Origin of the sequence: Gemmiger sp., assembly GCF_036306485.1 — a bacterium.
Lineage (GTDB): Bacteria > Bacillota > Clostridia > Oscillospirales > Ruminococcaceae > Gemmiger.
The window spans coordinates 1-21,541 of record NZ_JAXJZK010000016.1; the positions used below are offsets into that span (position 1 = coordinate 1).

The window sequence follows — 21,541 nt, forward strand, 5'->3', positions numbered from 1 at the left end:
AAACAGCCTCCGGGCCGAGCGCAATAGCCCGGACCGGAGGTTTGTGTTATGCACCTCTAGCTCAGTTGGTAGAGCAACTGACTCTTAATCAGTGGGCCCAGGGTTCGAGTCCCTGGAGGTGCACCATACCAAGCAAATCCGAACGTACTTCTTTTCGAAGGTGCGTTCGGATTTCTTTTTTGGATTTTATTTCATAAGAGATTAAGCTTTTAGCATTTTTGATTTATCACTACCCTTTTACAATCAATTTATACAATTTATATACAAAAACTTTGTACATATAGCTGAAAATAAATTTGTCTAAAAAACATTATCGAAAAATGTCGATAATCCTGATAATATTTATATGAAGGCGAATTTATACTTGTAGACTTTGTCGCCTTGTGCTTAATTGATAAGATATGGCAAGGAGAAATAGAAATGTCAAAGAAAGACAATGGATACAAGATAGTCAGTGAACTTTTCGAAAGGCAGCAGGATTTTATTGTTGTTGGACTTTGCGGAAAAACTGGATCAGGCGTTTCTACGATTGCAGATATTTTGCAGAAAGAATTTAATGAGTTGAATTTGAGTTTGGAGGCTCCCCAGGAGTTTTCGGATTATGAAAGGCATGAGTATCATATTCTTTATGACTATGCCCAAAAAAACTGGAATAAGTTTTACCTGGTAAAAACGAGGGCTTTAATTGTAGCAAGTGTTTTGTCTTATAAACAAGAAGAATTTTGTGAGTTTTTATATGAAGTGGCTGGATTAACCAAAGATGAAAGAACGGATGCTACAGGTGTTGTTAAAAGTTTTTTTGATGCAAGGATGACTTTTGAAATTGATAAAGAGTTTATGCTGGCAGAGAAACATTCCACATCAACACCGAAATTTCAATTTCACGAATTTTTTGATTGCGATAGAGATCCGTTAGAATCAAAGGATTTGAGACTTAATATAAGAGGTATATCGCAAGGTACTAATATTGTTGAAATTCCTAATGTCCCCCAAACAATAAAGTTGGTAAATGGGAAGAACATCACAATCAGCTATGACACAAAACAAAAAGCGTTTACCATTAGCAATGTTGATTTATATAAGCTGTTTCGCGATTTCCAAAAATGTAGGGAAACAAAAAAAGGAAATTTGAACCCCATATATTATTGGATTTTGCAAAAATATATATTTGCCTTCTTGTCAGAGACGGTGACAAAATTTTGGGATGCTCTCAAAAAAATTAAAAAGTTTGAAAAGATCGAAACTCTAGCAATGCAGCTTTTGGGAAATAATCTTAGGATAAGTGACCGGCCATACGCAAAATATGAAGATGATAATGGGGCGACTGCCTATTACGCCTTTCAAGAAAAGGGATATGTTACAATTGCAAAAGACATCAACCACTCCATAAAAATACTGCGAGCCTATTTATCGAAAAAAGCTGAACTAAAGAGTAAGGATTCCACTCAGGACAATGAAACCATTCATAAGCATGCTCTGGTGGTTGTTGATTCTATTAAAAACCCATTTGAGTCGATGTATTTAAAACAAAGATACAGTAACTACTATTTGATGGGCATTTATACCGATGAAGCGCAAAGGCAGAAGAGACTGATTAATAGTAATAAATTTTCTATGGATGATATTAATACTATTGATCGAGTAGAACAGCTTAGAATATTCAAAAAATATTATAGGGATTGGTGTGATAAAAAGCTATCTGAGAAGGAGCAAGATCCAGTTTTGGAGATATTTCTTAATAGGATCAAAGAACAAAGGCTTGAAGATGTTCTTCCTTTTATTCTTCAAAATGTTTCAAGCTGTTTGGAATCTGCTGACATATTTATTAACAATCCAATTGACAACAGTTCTTACGTTACGATTAAACGAACAATGGTTCGTTATATTAGTTTGATGATGTGTCCGGGAATTGTATTGCCCACCAATCTGGAGAGATGCATGCAAATTGCGTATGCATCCAAGGCAAATTCCGGTTGCATATCAAGACAAGTTGGTGCTGTGGTTACAGACTGTGACTATCAACTTTTATCAGTTGGTTGGAACCAACAGCCTCGTGAACAACTTCCGTGTCTTTATAGAGATTTGTGTGAGTTGTATGCTCATCATGATCCGGACGGATATAGTGACTATGAAAATTCTAGTGAAGGGGGAGAAACGTCTTTTCAAAAAAATATCCAGACTCTCGTCACAGAGGAATATAATAAGCAGGGCTGTCCGCTAAAGACACATGGCAGGAATGTTTGTTTTTGTTTCAAAGATGTTTATAATGGAATTACAGGAGAAAAAAATCAAGTGCACACACGAGCGTTGCACGCAGAGGAAACTGCATTTCTAAACTTAACAGGTGATAGCAAACAACGCGCAAAAGGGGGATTCTTATTCACCACGTCTAGTCCATGTGTGCTATGCGCCAAAAAGTCAAGATATCTTGGAATTTCAAAGATTTACTATGTCGATCCTTACCCTGACATTTCTTATAGTCACGTCTTGATGGCAGGACCAGTAAAAAGTAGGCCAGAATTTATTCTTTTTACTGGTGCTATAGGAACGGCTTATACGAGACTTTTCACACCGCTTTTGCCCATAAAGGATGAGAGAGAACTTTGGCTGGGACATAAAATATGGGTGCCCCAGAAAAATGAGGAAAAACAAAAAAGTGAAGAAAAAAGGAGGTAGACCGATGTGAGCAATGAATACGAAAAAGAAAAGAAAAAGGTCGGTCCATTAATTGCAGCTGATTATTTGGAAGCACGTAGAGACTTGAAAGATGTTATAATTGTCCCCTTCGATGAAAAGAAAGCAAAGGGAACGGGTTATAATTTGTCTCCGTCGACGCTTATTTATTCTGTAAATAAAAAAAGACTTGTGAAAGTCCATCAAAACGAAAAGGAAATTTTTGTTTGGATTGATCCGAATGATACGGTTCTTACAATCTCTAAAGAATATGTCATAACCGAAGAAAATATAGTCGGGACATTCCATTCAAGAGTTCGAATGAGTGCGGATGGTTTGGGAAATGTATCAACTACATTGGACCCAAATTGGAAGGGAAAATTACTGTTTGCCATTAATAATCCTACGAAAAGGAGAATTAAGTTACGGATAGAAGAGAAAAGTGAGGGAAAAACAAAAAGCATAGGCTTGGTTACAATGGTTTTGTCCTGGACAGGGAAGGAAAACAGTAAGAGTGGTGATTCATCATTACATTTAGATAATCCTCCCATGCGGACCGATATATGGAAAGACTTAAGCGAAAGACCAGCGGGTATTAGAGCAAAAGAATATGAAAAATTTCAAGATATAATTCAGAAAGTAATTGAATTCCTGCCGGAAAAAAAGGAACGCCATAACGATTTGCAGAAATTGATAGATAGTGTTAATGAGGTACGTAAAAGCATTACGCGCAAAGATCAGCTTTGCTACGTTCAATCATTGACAATTGGTCTTGAAGAAGCATTGCGCCAAAAAGAAGGAGACCAAGAATTAAAAAATAAGTTTTTGTGTTGGAATAAAAAGATAAAAGATGCACAGAAATTAGATGATTTGACAGAAGAAAAGATTGGCGACATAGAAAGTGGAGTAATACGCGAGTGTCGTTATCTGATGATGTGTGATGAGATTGAGCAGCATGATAAATATATTCGTAAGCTGATCGATCAATATTGGGAAGGTAGTGGGCGAACAAGATTTTTTAAGAAGTGGATACTTCCCAACCTTACAGCTTTCGTGGCCTTTTTGGTCATCGTTTCTATGCTTTTCTGGGGAAAGAACGATTATTCAATGACAGAGAAGGTCTTGCTGGCTTTGGTTACCCCTCTTATGACAATGCTTGTACAATGGGTGAACTCAAAATTCAAAAAGTAGAATTTGAAAATTCAAAAATGGCACTAAGGATATAACACAAAAATTTTAGGACTAATTACCTCAAAAATATGAAGTACTTGTAAAGAACGGCCGGGAAGTTTTGGACAATCCATAAAATTCCCGGCCGTTGGCTATCTCAATAGATAGGATTTCTAATTAAAATTTCTTTGAATCGGGAGCGTTAGTATTTAAGCATTTTTGGATTTCATCTTTCCTTCGAAAATCCATTGGAATCCAGGAATTGACGGGATACACACATAGGGGCAAGGAGATGCTAGTGCAGTCGGTATAAGCATAATCCGCCCAATGGGTTATATCGATCCCTGGATATGAGATAGCGTTATTAGGGTTTAGTATAAGTAAAAAACCTACAGGATATGTTACAATTTCGCTTACAGATACAGGTTCATGATGGTTAAGATTGAGTGATTCGCTAATCCCGTTAATTTTTAATAAGGGGCTTAATGTAAAGTACATACAAATCTTGAATCTACCATAATTTAATCCGGTTCGCTCTTTATCTAAGACAGCCTTTCGTAAATCATCAATCCAATATTCTGCATTAACAAGATTGTATTGAGCTAAAATCAATTTTTGAATAGGCGATGTTAGAATTTGTGTACTGAATGGGTATACGACAGGTTTGTAATTGATATGATCGTTTGTAGGAGGATTGGCAGAGCAAAACATAGAGAAAATTTGCTTTATGACTTGTAGAGGATAAATATTTTGTATATTTATTTCACCAGTCTGTATGAGATGTAAAAAACTGGTTTCAAATGTTTCTTTTATCTGTTGCGCGAATTGTGAGTAAGCAGCTCCATACCAGCGACCGGTTTTATTATTACATTTTTTACATAATGAGTACTTCCCCGCTCCCTGCTGAGCATTTTCATAGTGCATTTCGGAGAAGTCCCATGGAAGTTTGTTGCATCCTATTAACTCCTGCCCCTTATAAATTTTGGCACGGCTATTGTTACCAGATGAGCGTGGCGGAATATGCTCAAAGGTAAGTTTATCTTTATACTCAAGGCAAAGGGCGCAATATCCAGAATGTTTATTATTCATATTGGCAGATCTCCGTACAATAAGAAGACAAGCAGGAACAGTAATTTCGATTATGTAAAATGAATATTTACTGGTTTCTCAGAATAATCCCTTCAAATTCCGCCCAGCCGATCTCCCCCATCTGGTACTTACTCAGCGCCATTTGTGCCTGTTTTCGCCAGGCGTTGTAGTCATCCCTCATTTTTTGATTGCCGGGGGCACGGGAGCAGCGCATCTGGTAGCGGTTGCGCATCTTGTTGTAGAGTTCCTTGGCTTTGTTGGCCTTCAGCTCCTCAGCATAGGCCAGCTTGGCGGCAATATCCTTGCAAGTGGCGCCGGTTTCTGGATCCAGTATCCGCTCGCAATACTTGGCGCGGCTGGAGAAGGGGACAAACAGCTGGTGGCAGCTTTCACAGACGGCAACCGGCAGGTCCTGGGCACACATCTGTACAAATTCCAAAAAGAGTAACGCGGGCAGCGTATCGCTCGCATAGAACGTGGCGGCAGAAATGCCGCCTTTTTTGTTGTCTGCAGGCCGTTTGTAGCGGGTCTGTATATGGATGTCGTCCTCCAGCTTGTGGTATTTCTGGTAGGTCGGATCGCCATTTTCGGCCAGTTCTACCAGCAGCTCCGAAGGGCGCTGGCCATGCTCTGTTCTGGGGCGGCCATCCTCGTCCACCAGTGTAACCTCGATCAGATGGCGCAGATCCGTTTTTCCGTCCACCAACTGTTGCAGCAGGGTCACGAAGGATTCCAATACCGACAACGCCGTCCGGCACAGAGAGGCATCCCCGGTATCACGCTGTATAAAGACCTTCATCTGGTCTGTGTACTCCGGGAAGTTCCGGCAGAACCCTTCCATGATGTCACTGGTTAAGGCCAATTCGCCAAGGTGGGACATTCTGGAGCGCAATTCATCAAATGTATACGAACTGCTATTTTCTCCAGTATGTATAAATTGCAACACGCTATGTTGGGTAGCTTTCAGCTCCCGCTCATTGCGGCGGAAGATGGACAACATGTAATCCTCCACAAGATCAAACAGTGCAGGGGAAACCTGCTGCACAGCGGCGGCAAAGTCATGGTAAAAGGAAGCCACCTGGTAATACACACAGGTGTCAGGGGAGGCCAGGCTCTGCTGCATGGTCTGCTCTTCCGGAAATTTTACGCCCCGGAATCTTTCCAGCAATGCGCGGCCCCGTTCCAGGTAGGGGGCGGCATCCAGGTCCAGGACACCGAACACCAAAGACCCCAGCGGATACGTATGCTGGGGCGTGTCGTAGCCCTGGATATATTCAGTACGGCCTTCAAAGAAAAGATACGTCTGGTAGTTCAAAATTCGTCACCGTCCTGTGTTGGAGCATAGTGGGCGTAAAATGGCTCTGTGTTTTTCTGTGTTTCAGAAACAGCCGAGAAAAGTGTGTGAATCATCCAACATGAAAACAGTCTAACACATCTTGAAACGGACTGCAAGACGCTGTATGCTGTATGTGTCGGAATAATATATGATGAAATCATCGGACATCTTTCGAGGACAAAACCAACCGGAAAAGAGGGATGCCAGAAGCCGAAGTCCGCCCCCAACCCATAACCCAAGGAGGTGCCATCTGAACCATGAACTCGTTCCTGCAGAGGAAAACCTGAATCGCATCGACGGGTTCCTGATGATCCCGTCCAATCTTCTGTCGGAGCAACCCTACCGGGACCTTCCCGGCGAAAGTAAACTGTTGTACGGCCACTTGCTGGGGCTGTTGCGGCTGTCGGCCCAGGATACCACCGGGCACTGGAAAGCCAACGGCAGGCCCTGTGTGAGCCTCTCACGGGCCAGTGAGGGGCGGCTGCTGCACTGCCAGCGAGAAAAAGCCGCCGGATTGTTTACCGCTTTGGAACGCTGCGGTTTGCTGAAGCCGGTGCCGGGACAGCCAAACGGAAAGGCTCGGCGGTATTACCTCAACCTGCCCCGGCCCAAGGAACCCAACGAGCTGTAACCACCCGTCGGAAGTTCCGTCCCGACCTGTAGGAAAAACGGACAGGCAGTTGACGGATTTGCCGACACTGACCCGTTGGAAAAGCCGACACGATAAAGATAGAATGAAATATCTAACTAAAAGAGAAATAGAGAAAGAATTCCACACCCCGCGTTTTGCAAAAGGTGGATGAAGGCTGTGGTGTCTGGTTTCCAGAGGCAACCACAGACTTGCAACCGATACGACGGCAGCCCAACCGGGAAGAGGTTATGGTTGACAGCCGTATCCCAATCCCTCCCGCCGCAGCGGGCCCACTGGCACTTTGCCGGCAGCGCCGGAAAGTGTCATAGTGGGTCAGATGCTTTGCAAAGCGTCTGCGTACCCCATCCGAAGCAGAACCGTGCCCAAGAAAGGAGCGCCTATCAGCAAAATCCATCGGACCGTGGTGCGCAATGAGCGCTACCGTAGAAATGCCATCTCGGTGCGGGAGCGGCATCATGAACGCAAGAACGAAGTGTACTCCAACCCGGATGTGCTGCTGGAATACAGCCACAACAATGTGACCTTCAAAGCCTGCGAGGCAGCTACTTACGCCCAGCAATTTGACCGGATGGTGGAAGAAGGCGTCGTTTCCACCCGAGGACTGAAACCGGACGCCTACGTCTTTGACGAGCTGGTGTTTGATGTGAACACCGACTATTTCGAGGCTCACGGCGGCTATGAGTACGCCAAGCAATTCTACGCCGAGGTGTATGAGCTGGCCAAGGAGATTGCAGGTGGGGAACAATACATTATCTCCGCGGTCATGCACGCCGACGAGCGCAACCGGGAAGCCAGTGACCGGTTGGGACGGGATGTGTTTCACTATCATCTCCACGTTGTCTACCTGCCGGTGGTGGAAAAGCAGATCCGCTGGTCCAAACGGTGCAAGGACCCGGCGCTGCGGGGCACCGTGCGGGAGATGATCATGCAGGTGAGTCACAGCAAAAAGTGGCCGATGGTCCCCATGACCGACGAACTGGAACAGCCTGTGCTGAAAAAGAACGGCAAGCCCCGACTGGTGAGTTCCTACAGCCTGCTGTAAACGCAATTCTTCGAGCACATGCGGCAGGCGGGATTCACCGACTTTGAGCGCGGTGTGCAGGGCAGCGATGCCGAACATTTGGAGGTTCTGGAGTATAAGGTCCAGAAGGACCGCCAGACAGTGGCAGAACTGTCTGACCAGACCAAACAGATGCAGGGCCAGCGGAAGGAGCTTATCTCCCAGGTGAAGAACATTTCCGGCTCAATCCGCGATGTGGCGGACATTGAGCAGCGGGCCAAAACCAAAGGCGTGCTGGAAAAGCGGGTGGAACTGATGCCGCAGGACTTCCAGACCCTGTGTGAGATGGCAAAGGCCAGCGGCAAGCTGCAGGCAGAAAACCGCAGTCTGCGGATGCAGTTGCAGCATGCACAGTGAGGGAACAGGAGCTGCGCCAGTGCATCCATCGCTGTGAGGAACAGCTGGATGCAGTACTGACCGAAACCCGGCCCTACCGGGAAGCCATGCGGGTGGCACCGGAGCAGGTGCAGGTGTTTGTGCTGGGCATCTGCCGCCGCCAACAGGAAGAAAAGCGGCTGAACCGTCAGCAACGCCGCCAGCGGGCCAAGGGTCAGGATCGATGACAGAACACATCATAAGGCAGCAGGGGGCAGCCCTGCAGAAAGGAGCCGCTACGGAAGATCGGCAGGAGAAGACAACAGCACAGGCAGCGGCGTCCGCCAAATACCGGGAGGACGGCGTACCCCAGCAGGAGCTGGAACGGTTCGCCCGGTTCCTGCTGCCCAAAATCCAGGCATTTTATCAGTCGGAAGCGGGACAACGGCTGTTTGAGGAGTGGAAAAACAGGAAAAACGCGGAAGAAAAATGAGAAAGTGCCAGGGATCATAAAAATTTTCTGAGAGTGCTTATGGCCTAATCATTTCGGGGAGAACTTTCGTTATCATAAGTGAAGCACATTTTACAAGGGGGATGCGTATGCGGGACGCGCAGTTGATACGTCGCATTCAGGCCGGAGACCGCACGGCGGCAGACACCTTGATTGAGCGATATTATACGGCAATTCTGCGATATTGCGCCCGCCATACCCCTTGTACACAGACGGCGGAGGACCTGACCCAGGAAGTCTTTTTGCACCTGTTCCGCACCATAGGAAGCTACCGGGAACAAGGGCAGTTCCGCGCCTATCTGTATCGCATCGCTTATTGTCTGTGTGTGGATGCCGCCAGACAAAGAAAAACAGAACCGATGCCGGAGGACATGGCAGACACATCGGTGTTTTCCGAAACTGTCGAAAACCGTGATATGGCAGAGCGACTGTTGGCAAGTCTGCCCCCGGAACAGCGGGAAGCCGTATTGCTCCGGTATGGGGAAGGATTGAAATACCGCGAGATTGCAGCCGTGACGGGCCAGCCACTGCGCACTGTGCAGAGCCGTGTACGGAAAGCACTGAAATCTTTAAGGGAGGGAAACCTGTGAATTCTTCTGAGTTGCATCGCCTGCTGTGCCAGGGGCCGCAGCCCTCTCGCATGGCAGAAACCAAACAAAAGTGTGCCGCACTCTTACAAGAAAATCCGGTGCGGCCGCGTACCGGATTCTGGACCTTCCTCTCACAGGTATGGCGCTTTACCGGGGTGCCCATGTGGGCGGCTCAGGGGGCTGCGTCTGTGCTGTTTTTCCTGGCGGCGGCCGGACAAAAAGACCTTGTGTCCTGGCTGCCGCTGTTGGGGCCGATTCTGGTAGCGGTATGTCTGCCGGTCCTGTTTGCCGGTCAGCGTTACGACATGGATGAACTGGAAGCATCCACCTGTGTGTCCCGTGCAGAACTGGCACTTGCCAAGCTGATTCTGGCCGCGGCCGCAGACCTTGTGATTCTAACGTCGGCACTGGTGTTGGGAAGGTCACAGACGGGAAAAGCCTTGCTGCCGTTATTTTTCTATCTGCTGGTTCCTTTTTTGTTCTGTGCGCTGACGGCTTTGACCGTACTTCGACGCTGTCCGCGGAGCAATGGGACGATCTGTATCGCGGTATGTTCCGTCACAGCGGCGGGACTGCTGATGATTCATCTTGCGGCGCCCCAGCTGTATGAAACGTCTGCGTTGGGCGGCTGGATTCTTGCATTCCTGGTATTCGGCGGATTTTTTGTCAGAGAACTGATTTCTCTGTTCCAACAACGAAAGGAGGGCATCATCGGTGGAATTGCTGCTTGAAAATCTGTGCAAGGAGTTCGGAGGAAACACGGCGGTGGCAGGGGTCACGGCTGTGTTGGAACCCGGTATTTATGGTCTGTTGGGAGCCAACGGTGCGGGAAAAACAACTCTTTTGCGGATGATTTGCGGAGTCTTGAAGCCCACTGCCGGACAGGTACGTCTGGATGGGATTCCTATTGACGCACTGGGCGCGGCATACCGGGACAAACTGGGCTATCTGCCCCAGGATTTTGTCGGGTATCCGCAGTACAGTGCCCGAGATTTCCTTCTGTATATGGCTGTGCTGAAAGGGATGACCCGCTCCCGGGCCATGCCGAAGATTCAGGAATTGCTGCAGATGGTCCGTCTGCAGGAGGCCGGCAATAAAAAGATTCGGACCTTTTCCGGCGGGATGCGCCGCCGATTGGGCATCGCCCAGGCATTGCTCAATGACCCGGATATTCTGATTCTGGACGAGCCGACTGCAGGGTTGGACCCCAAGGAGCGTGTCCACTTCCGCAACATTCTGGAAGGGTATGCGCAGCAAAAAATTGTGCTGCTTTCCACCCACATTGTTTCTGATCTGGAAGCGATTGCACACAAGGTGTTCCTGATGAAAGACGGACGCTTTCAAACCCAGGGAACCGTTTCGGAACTGCTGCAGCAGGCAAACGGTCGTGTGTGGGAGCTGACTGTGCCGTCCCGGGAGGCTGAGGCCTGGCAGGCACGGATGACCGTGGCCAATCTGCGCTATGACGGGAACAGCGTGGCGCTGCGGATTCTGGCGGATGCAAAGCCTGCCCCGGCGGCAAGACCCTGTATCCCCACGCTTGAAGATCTGTATCTGTTGTACTTTCCGGAGGAGGAAGGGGGCGACCATCCATGAGCCTGTTCTGGCAGGAACATAAGAAACTGTGGCGTTCCGGGCTGACCAGACTGGCAGTCTTTGGAATGCTGCTGCTGACGCTGGGGCTGCAGGTATGGGCCATGCAGTGCATCAATTTCGGCACCATGCGGGCAGATGGAAGTCACCAGATCGATGGGTATGCGAACATTCGCAAGAGTCAGCAATATGCCGCCCGGTGGCAAACGCTCACCGATGAAGCAGCACAGGATATGGTGCGTACTTATCAACAAATCCTGGCGGAGAACCCGGAGTTTGACGGTGCTTTGGCAGATTTCAGCTTTCTGCAGGGAACACTAGTATCGTTTCTGTGGCCGGAGGTGGAGGATCAGTCCCAGCCCTATCCCACACTGACCATCTACTATGTGGACCCTGCTCGCTTGACCGGTCTGTATGAGCGTCGGGAGGAAAAACTCGAATATTACCTGGAAAACCAGTTTTCAGACCCGGCGGATCGACAGTTCTTTCTGGATATGGACAGCCAGGTGGACAAGCCCATGGCATACGGCTGGGCTGCAGGCTGGTCTGCCATTTTGGGCAACGGAATCGGGGGCTTTGGTCAGATGGTCTTGCCCGTGGTGCTGGCCCTGGCCCTGACGTCTGTGTTTGCAGGGGAAAGACGGCGGGGCATGGATACGCTGCAGGTGACATCCCTGCATGGAAAAGCAGGACTGGCTGGGGCCAAACTCCTGTCGGGCTTGGCATTTGCGGCGGAAATCTTTGCGATGTTTGCAGCGGTTATGGTGGCGGTTCAGGTTATCTGGCTGGGATTTGAGGGCTGGAATCTGCCTATCCAGCTGATCAAGATGCTGACCACTGCACCGATGAATATGCTCCAGGCGGAATGCTATGAGCTGGCGTATCTGTTCTGCTCTGTGATGGGCTTTGCCGGGATTGCCTTGCTGATGTCGGCGCTTCTGCCGGGAACCACGGCAGCATTGATCGCCGCATTGCTGATCACCTGGGGACCACAGATCCTCAACCAGTATCTGCCCTGGTCGGTGCAGCAATATCTGCGGCTGCTGCCCTTTGTGGGCGGGGCGGAGGATATCTTCCGGCAGAACCTGTATCACTGGTTCGGTTTCCGGATCTGGTCGCCCGGACCTTTGCTGGTGATCCCATTCCTGATAGGACTCGTTTGCCTGCCGTTTGCTGTGATGGCGTGGTGCCGGAAACGAAAACGGTAAAGAGAAAGTCGTCTGATGTTCTCCGATAAACATGTGAACCGGAAGCATCAACACGGGACCGGCGCTTCCGGTGCAAGAGAAATTACATAGGTACGGTAAGTCTGAAAGGCCGATAAGGGACGATATCCGAAATCAGCTGCAAAATGATATCGAAAATGATCGGTTCAGCCCCAAAGAAGACAGAAAAAAGCCCCCGGGCAGGGGGCGGCCCGGGGCAAAAGTGTGGCTGCCGGACTTCCTTTAGGGGGCGGCCACAGGAGCGTTCAGCGGTCAGGGCGGCACTCGGGCTGGGTGCGCCAGGCCTGCAGAGCTTTGGCCAGCTGGTCCGGGCAGGAGGTGCCTTTGTCGAGGCACTGGATGCCTTCCAGCCGCGCGATGGCCTCCTCCACCGGCATGCCGGTCAACACCCGGCCGAGCGCCTGGGTGAATCCGGGGCATCCCAGCACAAATTCCACCGATCGGATCACACCGTCCTGCACCTCCAGGTGAATTTCTTTGGAGCAGGTGCCGGTTGTTTTGTATACGAACATATGAAATCCTTCCTTTCCATTTTTCTCTGGCAAAACGCCGTGTTTTCTTTTATACTATAAGAGATACACCCTCCCATAATGGGAGAGTCAACAGGAGGAGAGAAAAACCATCATGAAAGGGTATCTGTCCATCGGGGAGTTTGCCAGGCTGCGCCATGTCAACGAGAAATCCCTGCGGTATTATGAGCGGATCGGGGCGCTGGTCCCCGCGTACACCGACCCCGACACCGGTTACCGGTACTATGCCCCGGAACAGGTGATCGAGATGGATATGATCCTGATGTGCCTGGAACTGGACATTCCGCTGCGGGAGTCCGCCCGGTTCCGGAAGGTGGACGGCACGCTGGACATTCGCCGGCTGCTGCAGGAGGGACAGCAAAAAATACAGGACAAGCTCAGCCATCTCCAGAACAGCCTCCGCCAGATGGAGGATGCGCTGCTCCGCGTGGAAGAAGGCGAGCAGGTCCGGGACCGGACAGATGCCTATCGGCGGATGTTGCCCGGGCGGCGGATTCTGCGGGATTCCTTTTCGGTTTCCGACGGGAAACTGAGCTTCAAACAGGCGTCGGCCCGCATTTTTCAGAAAGGGCAGGCGCTGGGAGTCCTGCCGGTCTTTACCTTTCCCATCGGGCTGGTGGCAACGCGCAGGGGAAAGACCTTCACAGCCGATATTTTCCTCGAAGTGCTGCCCCAGAAGGAGCCGCTTCCTGACCTGGAAACGCTGCCCGGCGGGGCGTATCTTTGCCGGCAGCAGCCCGGGCGGGCGCTGGAAAATCCCGGCCAGCTGATCGGAAGCTATTTTGCCGAGCATCCCGAGGCCGGGCAGCTGGTCATCACCAATCTGAGTTCGGCCAGCTTTGACCCCCAGAATACCGTTCTGGAACTGCAGCAGCCGATAGAAATCTGAACGACACCCCACGGCCATCCGGCTGCGGGGCATTTTTTTGCAGCGTTTCCCTTGACTTTCCCATTATAGTAAAGTTTATAGTAGAATACGGTGCCGCCCCGGAAAGGTTCCGGCGGCTTTGCAATCGTAAGGAGAAAGGTATGGAAACGATGGAACAGAATCCCTTGGGCACAGCGCCCATCGGCAGGCTGCTGGGCAAGTTCGCGGTGCCCAGCATCATCTCGATGGTGGTCAGCACCCTGTACAATCTTGTCGATCAGATTTTTATCGGCCGCGGGGTCGGCTATCTGGGCAACGGAGCCACCAATGTGATCCTGCCCATTACCGTGATCGCCCTGGCGCTGGGGCTGATGATCGGCGACGGTGCCACGGCCTACTTCAGCCTCTGTCTGGGCCAGGGCGAAACCAAAAAGGCCGCACAGGGGGTGGGCAATGCGCTGCTGCTCACCGTGGCAGTGAGTGTTCTGCTCACGCTGGGCTCGTTTGTCTTTCTGCGGCCCTTGTGCCGGCTGTTCGGCGCCACCGAAACCATCCTGCCCTATGCGCTGGAATACGGAGCAATCATCGTGCTGGGCTTTCCTTTCTATCTGTTCAGCATGGGGTTCAACTCGGTGCTGCGGGCAGACGGCAGTCCGGTATACGCCATGCTCACGACCCTGAGCGGCGCGATCCTGAACACGATTCTGGACCCGATGTTCATCTTTGGCTTCGGGATGGGGGTGACCGGTGCGGCCATCGCAACGGTGCTGGGGCAGATCGTCTCCAGCGTGCTGACGCTGCTCTATCTGCGCCGCTGCAAAGCGGTCCGGCTCACCCGGGAGTGTTTCGTTCCGCAGCCGAAACTGTGCCTGAAACTGTGCAGCCTGGGAATTTCCAGCTTCTTCTTGCAGCTGGCGGCCACCATCGTCATCGCGGTGATGAACAATGTGCTGGTCCGGTACGGCGCGGCTTCGCCGTACGGTTCGGAAATCCCCATGACCACCCTGGGCATTACGATGAAGATCAACCAGATCATCACCGGCATTGTGATCGGCATTTCGGTGGGCGCGCAGCCCATCATCGGGTACAACACCGGCGCCGGAAAATGGAACCGTGCCCGCAAGACCTATTTCCTGGCGGTGGGCTGGTCCACCGTCGTCATGGCGGCGGGAACCGCGGTGTTTCAGACCTTCCCCGAGGCCATCATCGGGATCTTTGGCTCCGAATCGGCGCTCTATCAGGAATTTGCGGTGAAGAGCCTGACGATTTTCCTGCTGCTCATCACCCTCAACGGGTTCCAGCTCTGCACCGGGGTTTTCTTCCAGGCCATCGGCAAACCGGTTCAGGCTACGGTGGTCTCGCTGTCGCGACAGGTCCTGTTCCTGCTGCCGGCCCTGCTGATCCTTCCGCACTTCCTGGGCGTGGAAGGGGCGCTGTGGGCCGGTCCGGTGGGCGATGCCTGCACCTTTGTGCTGGCCCTGACCCTGGGCGGTCTGGAACTGCGCAACCGGAACGTCTGAGATATTGCAAAGGAGAGATTGTATGTCCTGTCTGTTTACCCCTGTTACCCTGGGTCATCTGACCCTGAAAAACCGTCTGGTCATGCCGCCCATGGCCACGGGCAAAGCGGATGAGGCGGGCCGTGTGACCCCCGAAATCTGCGACTATTATCAGGAGCGGGCCCGGTACAGCAAGATCGGGCTGATCATCACCGAACACAGTTTTGTCTGCCGGCAGGGCAAGGCCCATCCCGGGCAGACCTCGATGGCGGAGGACGCCGACCTTGCCGCCTGGCACCGCCTGACAGACCTCGTCCACGGGGAGGGCGTCAGACTGTTCGCCCAGCTCAGCCATGCCGGCAGCGCGGCGACCTCCGCGGTGATCGGACAGGTTCCGGTGGGCCCCAGCGCGGTTTTCCACCCCAAACAGACCCGGGAACGGCCGGAGGCAATGACCGTGGAGCAGATTCACGCCGTGGCACAGGCTTTCGGAGAAGCCGCCCGGCGGGCCAGGGAAGCCGGTTTCGACGGGGTGGAGATCCATTCCGCCCACGGGTATCTGCTCAATCAGTTCTATTCGCCGCTGGCAAACCGGCGCGAGGACGAGTATGGTCCGCAGTCGGTGGAGAACCGTACCCGGTTTCACCGGGAGGTGCTGCAGGCCGTGCGCCGGGAAGCAGGGGAAGATTACCCGGTGTCGGTCCGGCTGGGCGGCTGTGATGATCAGGAGGGCGGCAGCACGCTGGAGGATTGCGTCGAAGCCTGCCGGATTCTGGAACAGAACGGCGCCGACCTGCTGCACCTGACCGGCGGCATGAACGGCTTTGTGCGCCCGGGACACCGGGAGCCGGGCTATTTCCGGGAGATGTCCCTGGCCGTGAAGGCACAGGCAGCCGTTCCGGTGCTGCTCACCGGCGGTGTGACCACCCTGGCCCAGGCGGAAGAACTGCTGGAACAGGGCTGCGCCGATCTGATCGGCGTGGGACGGGCCATCTTCCGCAACCCCCATTGGGCGGACGATAACGGGTAATCGACAGCCCTGCGCGGTGCGCAGGGCTGTTTTTGTTCCGGCCCGGGCAACGGGCTGCCGGTTGCGTGGCGGAACCGTTTCCGGTATAATAGGGACAAACAGAGGGGTTTCGTGCAATATGACGGAATTGTGTGAAACCTGCGGCGAAAAGGGGACAGGGCAATGATTCGTATTGCAATCGTGGAGGATGATCCCGAGGTGCGGGAGCAGCTGGTGGGGTATGTGCGGCGGTATGAGCGGCAGTTCGGGCGGATGTTCGATCTGACGAGCTTTTCCGACGGGGACGAGATCGTATCGGATTACCGGGCCATCTATGACATCATCCTGCTGGACATCCAGATGCGCCGCATGGACGGCATGGCGGCGGCCGAGGCCATCCGCAAGGTGGACAAGGATGTGATCCTGATCTTCATCACGAACATGGCGCAGTTTGCGATCCGCGGCTATGCGGTGGACGCGCTGGACTATGTGCTCAAGCCGGTGCCCTACTTTGCGTTTTCGCAGCAGCTGCAGAAGGCCGTCGAACGGCTGCACAAACGGCAGAAAACCTTCCTGACGGTCCCCGTCGAGGGCGGGCTGCGCCGTCTGGATGTGGGGTCGCTGTATTACCTCGAGAGCGAGGGACATTATGTCCACTTCTACGCCGAGGACGGGGACCTGGTCGCGCCGGGAAGCCTCAAGAGCTATGAGGAAAAACTCGCCGACAAGCCCTTTGTGCGCTGCAACAGCGGGTATCTTGTCAATCTCGCGCAGGTGCGGGCCGTGCAGCAGAACACCGTCCAGGTCGGGCCGTACACCTTGCAGATCAGCCGCCCCAAGAAAAAAGCCTTCCTGGAATCGCTGACCGATTACATAGGGGGCAGCGTCAGATGAACACCTTGCCCGATATTCCGCGCCTCTACACGGCACTGGCCGAATGGCTGGCCTGCCTGCTCTATGTCCTGGCGCTGCACCGCCGCTTCGGCAGGGCGGTCACCGCGGTTCTCAGCACTGGCGTGCTGGCGGGGCTGGGGGTCTTTCTGCAGCTCACCGGCGGCGTGCCGCTGGCCTGGTGGATTCCCTGCATGGCGGCGGCCGTCGCCGTGATGTACCTGTATCTCTTCCTCTGCTGTTCGGTCACGGCGTTCGCGGCCGGGTACTGCTGTGCCCGGGCGTTCATCCTGGCGGAGTTCGCGGCCAGCCTCGAATGGCAGATTCACTGTCTGCTGTGGCCGCAGCGCGGCGGAGCCGACCCGCGGGCGATCGTCCTGCTGGCCGTTGTCTACACGGCGGTGTACGGCTTCATGTACTGGTACGAGTTCCGCCGTCTGCAGCAGATGCGGGACCTCGGCATCACGCAGCGGGCGCTGGTCAGCGCCGTGGTGCTGGCCCTGACGGCCTTTGCGGTGAGCAATCTCGCCTTTGCGCAGGACGGCCAGGCGACGATGAACGTCTTTTACATCCGGACGCTGGTGGACCTGGCCGGCGTGCTGGTGCTTTCCATCCAGCAGGAACAGCTTCTCGAGGCACGGCTGCACCGCGAACTCGAGGCGATGGACAACGTCCTGCATCGCCAGTATGAACAGTACCAGCAGAGCCGCGAGAGCATCCGCCTGATCAACCGGCACTGCCACGACCTGAAACTGCAGATTGCCGCGATCCGCGCCGAGCATGATCCCGGCAAGCGGGCGGCGGCCCTGGACGAGATGGAGAGCGGCATCCGGATGTATGAGGCCCAGAACAAGACCGGCAACCCGGTGCTGGACACGCTGCTCACGGCAAAAAGCCTGTACTGCCAGCAGCACGACATCAACTTCACCTGTGTGGCGGACGGGCATCTGCTGGATTTCATGCCGACCGGGGATATCTGCACGATCGTCGGCACGGCGCTGGACAACGCGACCGAGAGCGTCCAGACGCTGTCCGATGCCGAGAAGCGGCTCATCCGCATTGCGATCTATGCGCAGCACGGTTTTGTGATGCTGCGGTTTGAAAACTACTGCGAGACGCCGGTGCATCTGGATGCCGACGGCATGCCGCCCCACGGCTACGGCGTGCGCACCGTCAGAGCGGCGGCGGAAAAATACGGCGGTACCGTCACGGTGCACAGCGAGGACAACTGGTTCATCCTGCGTGTCCTGTTGCCGCATCTGCCCGCCTGACCGATCATACGGCCCGCGGCAGCCCGGAACCTTTCCGGACGGCCGCGGGCCTTTTTTGGAATTCTGCACAAGGAAAGCCGCGGCTTATTTGTGCGGTTTGGACAATAAAAAAGCGGGGAAATTCTCCAAAAATGCAGAATTTGCCGGAAAAACCGCAAATTGTGCAAATTTCGTGTAAAAAAATCCCGGTGTGTTACAATACAGACACTACAAAGGGTGCGCGCCCCAAAGAGGAACCGAGTATTGACCGCAATACCGTCCCGAACAGGAGGAAAACATGGTTAAGAAAAAAAGATTCAAGAGGAACATGACCAAATTCTGGTCACTGTGGGCCCTGCTGTTTGCCGTGATGTTCATCGTGTTCACCATCGGCAACTCCATTGCCTCGGTCTACGCACCCATCATCAACACGACGCTCAACGTCACCACCACCGAGATCCGCGGCAAGGACGACAGCGTCACCCAGAGCAGCTACGAATTCACCCAGGAAGGCGAACAGAAACTGCATGACGACAATGTGGCCCTGACCCAGCAGATCATGCAGGAGGGCGCTACCCTGGTCAAGAACAACAACAATGCCCTGCCGCTGTCCGGCGGCAACAGCGTGAGCATCTTCGGCATTGCCCAGATCGCCTACCTCGACCTGGCCGACGCCCTGGAGGCGGACGGCCTGACCGTCAACCGTGACCTGTACGACACCTACGTCACCCTCAGCGAGGAAAAACAGCCCGTCAAGGGCACCAGCGCGAACGAGATCGCCTGGGATCAGGTTTCCGCCGCTGCGGGTAGCGGGGATGCGGCGATCGTCGTGCTGGGCCGTACCGCCGGCGAAGGCGCCGACTGCGTCTACACCAAGGACGGCGACTACCTGGCCCTGTCCGCCGACGAGCAGACGCTGCTCCAGCAGCTGACCGCCCTCAAGCAGAACGGCACCTTCCGCAAGCTGATCGTCGTCATTGCGACCTCCAACAGCATTGACTCCGCCTACCTGCAGGACGGCAACGCCCTGGGCATCGACGTTGACTCGGTGGTCTGGGTGGCACAGTCCAGCGGCTACACCCCCGAGGTCATCCAGCGCCTGGCCGATCTGCTCTGCGCCAAGGACGGGCTGGACTTCTCCGGCCGGCTGGTCGATACGATGTATGTCGATAACCAGGCCATGCCCGAGATGGCCAACATCGGCGCCATGAACGTCAACACCGCACAGGTCAGCACCGACGTGTTGCAGGAAGTCATGGCCAAGCAGGGCGAGTGGGCCGGCGCCCAGGGCAACTACTGGCGCACCAGCGTCACCTATGCCGAGGGCATCTACCATTCCTACCGCTACTATGAGACCCGCTACGAGGACTACATCCTCAACGGCGATGCGCACAACGCCTACACCAACTGGAGCTACGACGGCTATGTGGCCGCGCCGTTCGGCACCGGCCTGCACTACAACAACGCCATCTCCTACGAAAACTTCTCCGTGACGCCCAACGATGCACAGGGCACCTTCGATCTGTCCGTGACCGTCAGGAACGACGGCGCCACCGACGTGCAGCACTCGGTGCTGGCGTACATGCAGACCCCCTACTCCGACCGTGACCAGAGCCTCGGCATTGAGGAAGGCTCCATCAAGCTGGTCGGCTACACCAAGGTGACGGTGCCCGCACACAGCACCGCCGTGGCCAGCATCTCGGTGGATCAGACCGAGATGGCCACCTACGACGAGTACGAAGCCAAGACCTACATCCGCGATGGCGGCAGCTACTACCTGACCGTCGGCGACAGCGTCCATGACGCCATGAACAACATCCTGTCGGTCAAGGTGGCCGGCAACGAGGAGGCCGCGGCCCGGATGGCCGCCCTCGGCGAGACCGGCAACAGCGCCCTGGTCTGGAAACAGGACTACGCCTTTGATGCCGATGTCTTCTCGGCCTCCGAGATCACCGATTTCGAGATCACCAACCAGTTTGACAGCTGGGATCTGAACAAGGACGAAACCGCACAGTCCGCCGGCAACAGCGTGGTGTACCTGTCCCGTCAGGACTGGGTCGACACCTTCCCCAAGGCCGTCAGCGTCCAGTACAACGACGCGATGGTCCTGCAGGCACTGCCCCAGACCTATGAACCCGACGACGCGCTGATTGCTTCCACCGAGATGCCCGCCCTCGACCAGGATTACGGCGAGGACAAGATCACCCTGCCCGAACTGGTCGGCCTGGACTACGACGACCCGACCTGGACCTCCTTCCTGTCGCAGCTGTCGGTGGAGCAGCTCGTGGAGAATGTCTCCATCCAGACCGGCACCGCCATCGATGAATTTGTCGTGCCCGCCACCCTCGACCGCGACGGCCCGACCGGTGTCGGCGGCACCACCGCCAACGGCATCGAGCCGGTCAACGCCGTGTCGGAGGACCTGCGTGCCGCGACCTTCAACGCCGAACTGCTTGAGCAGATCGGACGCCAGCTCTTCGGTGAGAACATGGTCCACTCCGCCGGCGACGACATGATCGGCTGGTGGGGCCCCGGCGTCAACATCCATCGCACTCCCTACGGCGGCCGGAACTACTCCTACTACTCCGAGGACGGCTACGTCACCGGCATGGCTGCCGCCTACGAGACCAAGGGCTGCCAGTCGGTCGGCGGCCGCGTCATCGCCAAGCATTACCTGCTCAACGACGGCGAGACCAACCGCCACGGCATTGCGACCTGGGCCAACGAGCAGACCATCCGCGAAGTCTACCTGCCCGCCTTCCAGCTGGCAGCCGAGTACGGCGGCCTGGATTCCGTCATGACCTCCTTCAACCGCGGCGGCATGACCTGGACCGGCCAGGATGCCAACCTGCTGCAGAACGTCCTGCGCGGCGAACTGGGAATGCAGGGCATGGTCATCACCGACATGTATGAAACCGACTACGAGGACGCCGTGGACGGCCTGATCGGCGGCAACACCCGCTGGCTGTGCACGAGCGTGAACCCCAACGTCATTGACCCCATCCAGGAGCGCATCGATGCCGGCGATACCGTCTTCATGAACGCCCTGGTGGAAGCGGTCCATCACAACCTGTGGAACGTGGTCAACAGCCATGCCATGGACGGCTTTGGCCCCGAAACCGAGATCGTCACCCTGACCCCGTGGTGGCAGACGGCCCTGTACGCCGTGATGGCGGTCACCGCCGTGCTGACCGTGGCCTGCATCGCCATGGCGGCGCGCTCCTACAACCGCAAGAAAAAGCTGCTGGCGGGCAGATCCTGACCCTGTGACAAACGATT

Annotated in this window: 20 protein-coding genes and 1 tRNA gene; 18 read left to right on the forward strand and 3 right to left on the reverse strand. The window is 53.9% G+C overall.

Translation table 11 applies throughout. The features are described from left to right. Positions 1-50 precede the first annotated feature (50 nt). The 3 genes from U0L91_RS03415 (at position 51) to U0L91_RS03425 (ending at position 3,864) form a co-directional block, all read left to right on the forward strand. A tRNA-Lys gene (locus U0L91_RS03415) sits at positions 51-126 on the forward strand. 294 nt (positions 127-420) lie between these two features. Beyond that, positions 421-2,676, forward strand: a complete 2,256-nt coding sequence (locus tag U0L91_RS03420) for a hypothetical protein (protein ID WP_330044831.1) — start codon at positions 421-423, stop codon at positions 2,674-2,676. Positions 2,677-2,682: 6 nt separating this feature from the next. Next, positions 2,683-3,864, forward strand: coding sequence for a dCTP deaminase/dUTPase family protein (locus tag U0L91_RS03425; RefSeq protein WP_330044832.1), 1,182 nt, complete (start codon positions 2,683-2,685; stop codon positions 3,862-3,864). 156 nt (positions 3,865-4,020) lie between these two features. Here the strand turns inward: U0L91_RS03425 and U0L91_RS03430 are convergent, their stop codons facing one another. Continuing rightward, positions 4,021-4,932 (reverse strand): hypothetical protein, encoded by a 912-nt coding sequence (locus U0L91_RS03430; RefSeq protein ID WP_330044833.1) that lies wholly within the window; start codon positions 4,930-4,932, stop codon positions 4,021-4,023. Positions 4,933-4,999: 67 nt separating this feature from the next. Continuing rightward, entirely contained in the window at positions 5,000-6,247 is a 1,248-nt protein-coding gene (locus U0L91_RS03435) for a DUF6076 domain-containing protein (protein WP_330044834.1), read from the reverse strand. Between the two features lie 169 nt (positions 6,248-6,416). Here U0L91_RS03435 and U0L91_RS03440 point away from each other — a divergent pair, with 169 nt between their 5' ends. The 9 genes from U0L91_RS03440 (at position 6,417) to U0L91_RS03480 (ending at position 12,197) form a co-directional block, all read left to right on the forward strand. Then, positions 6,417-6,899 carry a hypothetical protein gene (locus U0L91_RS03440; protein WP_330044835.1) on the forward strand — a complete coding sequence of 161 codons (483 nt, stop codon included), beginning with the start codon at positions 6,417-6,419 and terminating at the stop codon, positions 6,897-6,899. Between the two features lie 379 nt (positions 6,900-7,278). Further along, a complete protein-coding gene (locus U0L91_RS03445; RefSeq protein WP_330044836.1) occupies positions 7,279-7,962 on the forward strand; it encodes a plasmid recombination protein in 684 nt (227 codons plus the stop codon). Between the two features lie 18 nt (positions 7,963-7,980). Continuing rightward, positions 7,981-8,337 carry a hypothetical protein gene (locus tag U0L91_RS03450; protein ID WP_330044837.1) on the forward strand — a complete coding sequence of 119 codons (357 nt, stop codon included), beginning with the start codon at positions 7,981-7,983 and terminating at the stop codon, positions 8,335-8,337. After that, positions 8,334-8,543, forward strand: coding sequence for a hypothetical protein (locus tag U0L91_RS03455; RefSeq protein ID WP_330044838.1), 210 nt, complete (start codon positions 8,334-8,336; stop codon positions 8,541-8,543). The genes U0L91_RS03450 and U0L91_RS03455 overlap by 4 nt, the downstream gene beginning before the upstream one ends. Then, on the forward strand, positions 8,540-8,788 hold the full coding sequence (locus tag U0L91_RS03460; RefSeq protein WP_330044839.1) for a hypothetical protein: 249 nt from the start codon (positions 8,540-8,542) through the stop codon (positions 8,786-8,788). Before U0L91_RS03455 ends, U0L91_RS03460 begins: the two co-directional genes overlap by 4 nt. Positions 8,789-8,895: 107 nt before the next feature. After that, positions 8,896-9,396, forward strand: a complete 501-nt coding sequence (locus U0L91_RS03465; protein WP_330044840.1) for an RNA polymerase sigma factor — start codon at positions 8,896-8,898, stop codon at positions 9,394-9,396. Beyond that, the gene (locus tag U0L91_RS03470) at positions 9,393-10,127 is read left to right on the forward strand and encodes a hypothetical protein (RefSeq protein WP_330044841.1); all 735 of its coding nucleotides are present in this window, start codon (positions 9,393-9,395) and stop codon (positions 10,125-10,127) included. Before U0L91_RS03465 ends, U0L91_RS03470 begins: the two co-directional genes overlap by 4 nt. Positions 10,128-10,161: 34 nt before the next feature. Beyond that, on the forward strand, positions 10,162-10,992 hold the full coding sequence (locus tag U0L91_RS03475) for an ATP-binding cassette domain-containing protein (protein ID WP_330044973.1): 831 nt from the start codon (positions 10,162-10,164) through the stop codon (positions 10,990-10,992). Next, positions 10,989-12,197 (forward strand): ABC transporter permease, encoded by a 1,209-nt coding sequence (locus tag U0L91_RS03480; RefSeq protein WP_330044842.1) that lies wholly within the window; start codon positions 10,989-10,991, stop codon positions 12,195-12,197. The genes U0L91_RS03475 and U0L91_RS03480 overlap by 4 nt, the downstream gene beginning before the upstream one ends. A 263-nt stretch (positions 12,198-12,460) precedes the next feature. On the opposite strand, the gene U0L91_RS03485 is transcribed toward U0L91_RS03480, so the two are convergent. After that, positions 12,461-12,727 carry a TIGR03905 family TSCPD domain-containing protein gene (locus U0L91_RS03485; RefSeq protein ID WP_330044843.1) on the reverse strand — a complete coding sequence of 89 codons (267 nt, stop codon included), beginning with the start codon at positions 12,725-12,727 and terminating at the stop codon, positions 12,461-12,463. A gap of 112 nt (positions 12,728-12,839) precedes the next feature. Here U0L91_RS03485 and U0L91_RS03490 point away from each other — a divergent pair, with 112 nt between their 5' ends. The 6 genes from U0L91_RS03490 (at position 12,840) to U0L91_RS03515 (ending at position 21,524) form a co-directional block, all read left to right on the forward strand. Beyond that, entirely contained in the window at positions 12,840-13,634 is a 795-nt protein-coding gene (locus U0L91_RS03490; protein ID WP_330044844.1) for a MerR family transcriptional regulator, read from the forward strand. A 140-nt stretch (positions 13,635-13,774) separates the two neighbouring features. After that, positions 13,775-15,133, forward strand: coding sequence for an MATE family efflux transporter (locus U0L91_RS03495; protein ID WP_330044845.1), 1,359 nt, complete (start codon positions 13,775-13,777; stop codon positions 15,131-15,133). A gap of 22 nt (positions 15,134-15,155) precedes the next feature. Next, on the forward strand, positions 15,156-16,142 hold the full coding sequence (locus U0L91_RS03500) for an NADH:flavin oxidoreductase (protein ID WP_330044846.1): 987 nt from the start codon (positions 15,156-15,158) through the stop codon (positions 16,140-16,142). Positions 16,143-16,304: 162 nt separating this feature from the next. Beyond that, positions 16,305-17,015, forward strand: a complete 711-nt coding sequence (locus tag U0L91_RS03505; RefSeq protein WP_330044847.1) for a LytR/AlgR family response regulator transcription factor — start codon at positions 16,305-16,307, stop codon at positions 17,013-17,015. Next, positions 17,012-18,283 (forward strand): ATP-binding protein, encoded by a 1,272-nt coding sequence (locus U0L91_RS03510; protein WP_330044848.1) that lies wholly within the window; start codon positions 17,012-17,014, stop codon positions 18,281-18,283. Before U0L91_RS03505 ends, U0L91_RS03510 begins: the two co-directional genes overlap by 4 nt. Before the next feature lie 277 nt (positions 18,284-18,560). Next, positions 18,561-21,524 carry a glycoside hydrolase family 3 N-terminal domain-containing protein gene (locus U0L91_RS03515; RefSeq protein WP_330044849.1) on the forward strand — a complete coding sequence of 988 codons (2,964 nt, stop codon included), beginning with the start codon at positions 18,561-18,563 and terminating at the stop codon, positions 21,522-21,524. The last annotated feature ends 17 nt before the right edge of the window (positions 21,525-21,541 follow it).